Below are 6,307 nucleotides of genomic sequence, written 5' to 3' on the forward strand. Positions count from 1 at the left end.
ATGCTGATGACATTAAAGAAGAAAAGAAAGATACTTTTTATTACAAAAAATTGGGAAAATGGGATAGAAAGAAATACGTATTATTTAACAAAAGAATTAAAAAAATACGTTGATATTAGAACCTGGGAGGAAGACGGTAATATAAGTGAGACGATACAAAAAATGAACTTTCAGCCTGACTTTATCCTAGTTAATGATTTACGTCCTACCAGATCACCAAAAGTAACTGGTCTAAAGGACTGCAATATTCCATTTGGGATTATCATGCATGATTTAAACTACCAAATGGATCAAAGAAGAGCATTCATTAAAGAAAATAATGTGAAATATATCTTCACCCATTATAGAGATACTTTTTTAGAATGGTATCCAGAATTTAAAGATAAAATGATATGGTTTCCTCATTATGTAAATATTGATGTATTTAAAGACTTCAAGCAACCGAAAACCATTGATTATTTAATGATGGGGGCTGTACATCCTACTGTTTATCCATTACGTCAAAAAATTCTTGATCAAATGAAGAATTTATCAAATTTCACCTATCATGCGCATCCTGGCTATTTCCACCAACAGTATGATGAGAGATCATTTAAAGTAGCGAGCAGCTTCGCACAAGAACTGAACAAAGCAAAAATGTTTTTTACTTGTGATTCCATTTATCATTATCCTGTAATGAAATACTACGAGACTTTAGCTTGTAATACTTTATTACTAGCTGCCTGCACAAAAGAAATTAAAGATTTAGGATTTATCCCTGGAGTTCATTTCATTGAAATCAATGAAGAAAATTTTATGCGTAAGGCTAAATATCATTTAAGAAATTATGAAACATTAGGGAAAAAAATTGCTTTAAATGGCTATAAAATGGTAAGAAAAAAACATTCTGTACAAGTTCGTGCGCAGCAGCTCCTTGCTCATATTGAAGAAATTCTTGCTAAAGAAGGGGGCAACGAGCAATGAGAATCTTATATCTTGGTTATTTGGGTGTTAATAATATCGGAGATGAAGTTTGTTATGAAGCATTTGCTCAAGCTTGCGAAAGATGGCTTCACGAGGACTATACTTTATTCTCCTACCCAATTAATTCTTCTAAAACCCTAAAAGAATTATATGGAGAAAAACCATTTGATATCGTTATCTTAGGAGGTGGCTCTTTATTTCAGGGCAATTTCTTTATCGATTTGGCATTAGAGGCAATCGAAATGAAACTTCCACTATATTGCTATGGAACAGGTATTGATTATATGACGGAAGAAACAATTGAATCCTTTAAAAGGGGTGAATTTCAGTTATCCTCCACCACCTTCAATAATAAAGAGATTAATAGAGATAAAATAAAAAAAGTGATTGAATACTCCACATTCGCAGGTCTTAGAGGACCACTTACACAGAAGTATATAAAGACTTTAAATCCTTCGCCAACGAGTAATTACCAGATAATTGGTGACTCTGGGATGCTATTTACACCCCAAGAAGACGACTATATAAAAAGTAAATACTTGCAGGATCAGGATAAAAAAATAATTGCGGTCAATTGGGGAACCACCCAAAACATCCTTTTTGGCTACGATGAATATAAACTTAAAAATCAAACTATTAAAGCATGTACCAATCTTTTAAAAAAAGGATATCAAATTGTTATTTTTCCAATGTGGGATTTAGATGTCCCTCACTGCAAGGAACTATATGAGAGCATAAAGAAGAAAGGAAAAGTCACATTCATTCCAGAAGTTTGCACAGCTTCACAAATTTATTCTTTCTTATCGCTTTGCCACTTTTCTCTTAACTTAAAGCTGCATGCAAATGTACTTTCTGCATCAAGCGGTACCCCGTTCTTCCAATTAGCTTATCGCTCAAAGGGTGTAGATTTCGCCGCCTCTGTCCACCAATTACCTTATACGTTACTAACCAATACGGAGAAACTAGCTGAAACGATTGAAAACAAAGAATTTTATTTAACAAGCAATAAAAACCGAAAAAAGCTTAGATTAGCAAAAGAAAGAATTGTCGCAAGACATAAAGACTTTATCTTGTCATTAAAAAAGTAATTTAAAAGGGATGTTCCTTTTCTGCGGAACATCCCTTTTATACATATAAAAAGTTGCGTATAACCGATGATTAACAAAAAAATAAAATAGAAGCTCTTTAAACCTTTCCCTTTTATGGAGCCATTCTCTAATAAAGGGAAGGAAAGCTTCTATTAATCGGCTGATTTTATTTTTCATAATCATTTATCTGTTTTAAGCATAGCTCGTAAACGTCCACTTTTTGATACAATCTATACCATTCCACTGTATAATAAACAGTCTGATCAATATTCCATTTGGGATGCCAATCTAAATAATACTTTGCTTTATTTATATCTAAACTAAGAAGCTTTGCTTCATGTTCTGCGGAATAAGAAGGTTCTGCTTCCCATGTGCCACCATTCCAGTGTTCCACAATTTTTTCGGCTAGCTGTTGTACGGTTATCACACTATCTGATTCTGGTCCAAAATTCCAGCTTTCCGCGTATTGTGTTTTTCCCTCGTATAGATAGGCACCAATTTTTAAATAACCTGAAAGCGGCTCTAATACATGCTGCCACGGACGAACAGAATGAGGAGAGCGTAATTTAATCGCTTGATCAGACATTAAGGAACGAACGCTATCAGGAATAATGCGATTTTCCGACCAATCCCCTCCTCCTATTACATTTCCTGCTCGTACAGAAGCAATTAACTTACCATGCTTAGAATATGACTCAATTGGAAAGAAGGAATGCTGATAAGAAGAGATTAATAGTTCACAGCATCCTTTACTGGAACTATACGGATCATATCCTCCCATCGGGTCTGTTTCACGATAGCCCCATACCCATTCTTTATTATCATAACACTTATCACTCGTTACCATTACACCTGCTTTTACAGAAGGTGACTTTCTGATTGCTTCTAACACTTGCATTGTCCCCATTACATTCACTTCATACGTATAGACAGGGTCTTGATAAGATTGCTTCACTAATGGCTGTGCTGCCAAATGAAAGACGATTTCAGGTTGATATTCTTCAAAAACTGCTTGTAGTTTAGCAGCATCACGAATATCTCCCCTAATATCCTTCACTTTATTGTTCAGTTTTGCTAATTTAAATAAACTCTCTTCTCCAATTGGATCTAAAGAATAACCAATTACATTCGCGCCAAGCTTCATTAACCAAATAGCTAGCCAGGAACCTTTAAAACCAGTATGACCAGTTATTAGAACCGTTTTATTTTTATAAATTTTTCGCCAATCAGTTGTCATAACTAACACCTCCATTCCCACTAATGAAAATGATAATAACTTTTATACCAGGCAATGGTTTTCTTTATCCCCTCTTCTATGGAAACAGCTGGAGTCCATCCAAGCACTTTTTGAATCTTTGTAATATCAGGGATAGGCGCATTTCTTTCATTCTCCCTTTTGGGAATGGCGCCATATAATGGTACTTGCTTTGTACCTAAATGGTGATAAATCAAATCAACAAAATATCGTAAAGGATAGGCATTTCCAGAAGCTATATTTAATATCGTATTATTACTTCCTTCATATGTGGCTGCAAGGATTAAGCCATCGACGATATTGCCGACATAACTATAATCACGGTATTGATCACATGACGTTAATTTCACCTCGTCACCACGCAGTACTTTTCCAATTATATGAGAGAATAATTTATGATTATCTTCTGCTTCCCCAAAAATATTAAATGCCCGTAAGGTGATAATGGGAAGCTTATATTCCTGTGCTAACTGATGGGAAATAATAGTAGATGATGCTTTTGTACTTCCATAGATATCAACTGGTTCTAATAACATATCTTCATGAATCTTTTCCTTTTTATCTCCATATTCAGAACTACTGCCAAGACAAATAATTTTTTTACAATTGGTATCTTTGGCTGCAAATAAAATATTCATCGTTCCAACAATATTAGTTTCATATGCAAGTAAGTCATTTCTATTACTTGGGTTTGTTCCATAAGCTGCTAAATGAAAAATATAATCTGGTTTAAATTCATGGATAATTCGACATATGTCTGAGCGATTTTGAATATCTGCCTCATATTTTTTTAAATGAGGCAAATATTCCTGTACTCTCCAAGGATTGGAATGTTCCCGAACAATGACAGCGATGGACGCATTTTCTTTCACAAGCTGTTTAATAAGATGGGATCCAATAAAACCATAAGCACCTGTGACTAACACTTTTTTATTTTTTAACTTCATATCACCCACCTCTTATAATGAGGCAATGGAATAAGGATTTTTGGCTATATATCCGCTAGGAAGATTAGCAAAGAATTGGGCGTCATTAGATAAGCTGCTCAATATCTCCCTTACTTTCGTTAAATACGGATGATAAATATACGTTAAAGTGGAGGAAGAAATATCTACTTTTTCTAGCTTCCACAAATCAAATTCATTCTCATTTAAGATCAGCAGACTTCCGAAATGATAAAATATCAATGGGTTATTGTCAATATATACATTATTCTCCCTCATGGTTACTTCTTGTTCTGTATTATTCAAAATAAGATTCCATGGAGCAGCGTTAATTCCTGGGTTTTGATTCACTTTAATATTTTCAAATAATTCAGGGATGCGGTCTAAATACAATTGATCTCCCCATGATTTACGTTTATCGTTATAAACCTCTGAACATTCTTCTAAACACTTCTTCTTCCACCAATTTAGAATTTTTCGGCTATTACGTTCGTTTTTGAAGCCGATAAATCCTGCTTGATATTGTCCATGGAAATGTTCCAGTATATCCGTTCCGCGTTGACGACATAAATAAACAGAAAATCTACCAAAGTCATCAATTACAGAAAGTGGGTTGGAGAAGAAATATAAATCACTGTCACAATAGAAGAGATGGTCAATCTCTGCGTGTGTGGATAGTAAGTGTTCCAGTAACGTCGCTTTTATTGTCCAACAATATTCTTGCAGCGTTCGTTGTTGTTTTATCTCTTTTAATTGTGAAGTTTCAAAGGACTCTACTGGTATTAGCGTGACATTTTTTAAGTTTAGATTGGATAAGACATCATAGGTTTCTGAATCCATTGTACAAATCCACATGTGAAAATTATCTATTTGTCTGCTAAGCGAGTGATACATTGCAAGTCCTTTAACTAAATATTCTTTACTAAATATGGAGGTTAATAATAAATAATTATCGTATTTAATCATTCTTTTTTTCAATTTTGTTGATTGGTATTTTGTCTTCGCTTGAAGAAAGTCTTTTGTTGATAATGTTGCCTTAATAATACCAGGATAACTATTTTGATAGTTTTTGATTAGCTTTTCTAAAAGATCAAGGTATGGAACATAAATATAATTCATAATTTCCTTTTGAATATTTATTTGATGCATACTCCATAAATCATATTTATCACTATCATATATGGTTATACAGGAAAAATGATAAGCAACAAGTGGATCATTATTGATAAAAACTTTATCTCCTTGTAAAGAAACGTTGAAATCATTATTGTAGATAATATTCCAAGGTGCAGCATTTACTCCTAAATTAGAAGATATGCGCACGTTATCATACATTTTCGGCAATTGATCTAAATACTTTTGATCTCCAAAACGTCCATTGCTCTCAACTACTCCGCACCATTCAATGCAGCGATCCTTCCACCATTGAACAGCTGACAATCCAATTGCATCTTTTCTAAATCCAATAATACCTGCTTGGTACTTTCCATATTTTTGTTCTACCCACTCTAGATCTCTTTGTGGAGTCAAAAAGATGGAAGCAGAACCCCACTCATTAAAAATACTTGCTGGATTAGAGAAGAAATAAATATCTCCGTCGCAGTATAATACTTGCTCAATATCATTATTTTTTAAGATATATTCAATTAAGAAAGATTTTAATGTCCAGCAATATTCATTAATCATTCGTTCTTGTTTAACTGCTCTTAATTGATCATTCTCTATTTCTTCTACTCTAATAAGATGCATATTTTTAAGATTTTTTTCATTTAAAAATTTGTGCGTAATAGCATCCATACAACACACCCATAAGTTGAAGTTATCACTATTTTTAGCAAGAGACTCATAAACCGCCATAATCTTAATGCAATATTCTTTGCCGGCAATGACACAGAAATTTTGGTTTGTTGCTGCAATTGGTTCAGAGAGGGATGATTTTTTCTCCTCTGTTCGTGTAATTGCTGTACGTTCTTCCTTCGCTAACGCTTCTTGTTTTGCTTTTTCTTGAGCTAGCTCTTCTTGTTTTGCCTTTTCCTTCGCTAACGCTTCTTGCTTTG

5 protein-coding genes are annotated in these 6,307 nt (G+C 33.8%); 2 read left to right on the forward strand and 3 right to left on the reverse strand.

What is annotated here, in order from left to right; translation table 11 throughout:
• Both BCI01S_RS17220 and BCI01S_RS17225 read left to right on the forward strand, forming a co-directional pair.
• Complete coding sequence (locus BCI01S_RS17220) at positions 1-963, forward strand: glycosyltransferase family protein (protein ID WP_061800315.1); 963 nt, start codon at positions 1-3, stop codon at positions 961-963.
• On the forward strand, positions 960-2,051 hold the full coding sequence (locus BCI01S_RS17225) for a polysaccharide pyruvyl transferase family protein (protein ID WP_061800318.1): 1,092 nt from the start codon (positions 960-962) through the stop codon (positions 2,049-2,051). The genes BCI01S_RS17220 and BCI01S_RS17225 overlap by 4 nt, the downstream gene beginning before the upstream one ends.
• A 166-nt stretch (positions 2,052-2,217) precedes the next feature.
• On the opposite strand, the gene rfbG is transcribed toward BCI01S_RS17225, so the two are convergent.
• From rfbG to BCI01S_RS25645, 3 genes are all read right to left on the reverse strand, one after another.
• Positions 2,218-3,288 carry a CDP-glucose 4,6-dehydratase gene (gene rfbG / locus BCI01S_RS17235; protein ID WP_047945047.1) on the reverse strand — a complete coding sequence of 357 codons (1,071 nt, stop codon included), beginning with the start codon at positions 3,286-3,288 and terminating at the stop codon, positions 2,218-2,220.
• Positions 3,289-3,308: 20 nt separating this feature from the next.
• The gene (locus BCI01S_RS17240; RefSeq protein ID WP_047945048.1) at positions 3,309-4,253 is read right to left on the reverse strand and encodes an NAD-dependent epimerase/dehydratase family protein; all 945 of its coding nucleotides are present in this window, start codon (positions 4,251-4,253) and stop codon (positions 3,309-3,311) included.
• Between the two features lie 12 nt (positions 4,254-4,265).
• A partial coding sequence (locus BCI01S_RS25645; protein WP_061800322.1) for a putative nucleotide-diphospho-sugar transferase occupies positions 4,266-6,307 on the reverse strand: 2,042 nt, incomplete at its 5' end.

Origin of the sequence: Niallia circulans NBRC 13626 (assembly GCF_001591585.1) — a bacterium.
Lineage (GTDB): Bacteria > Bacillota > Bacilli > Bacillales > Cytobacillaceae > Niallia > Niallia circulans.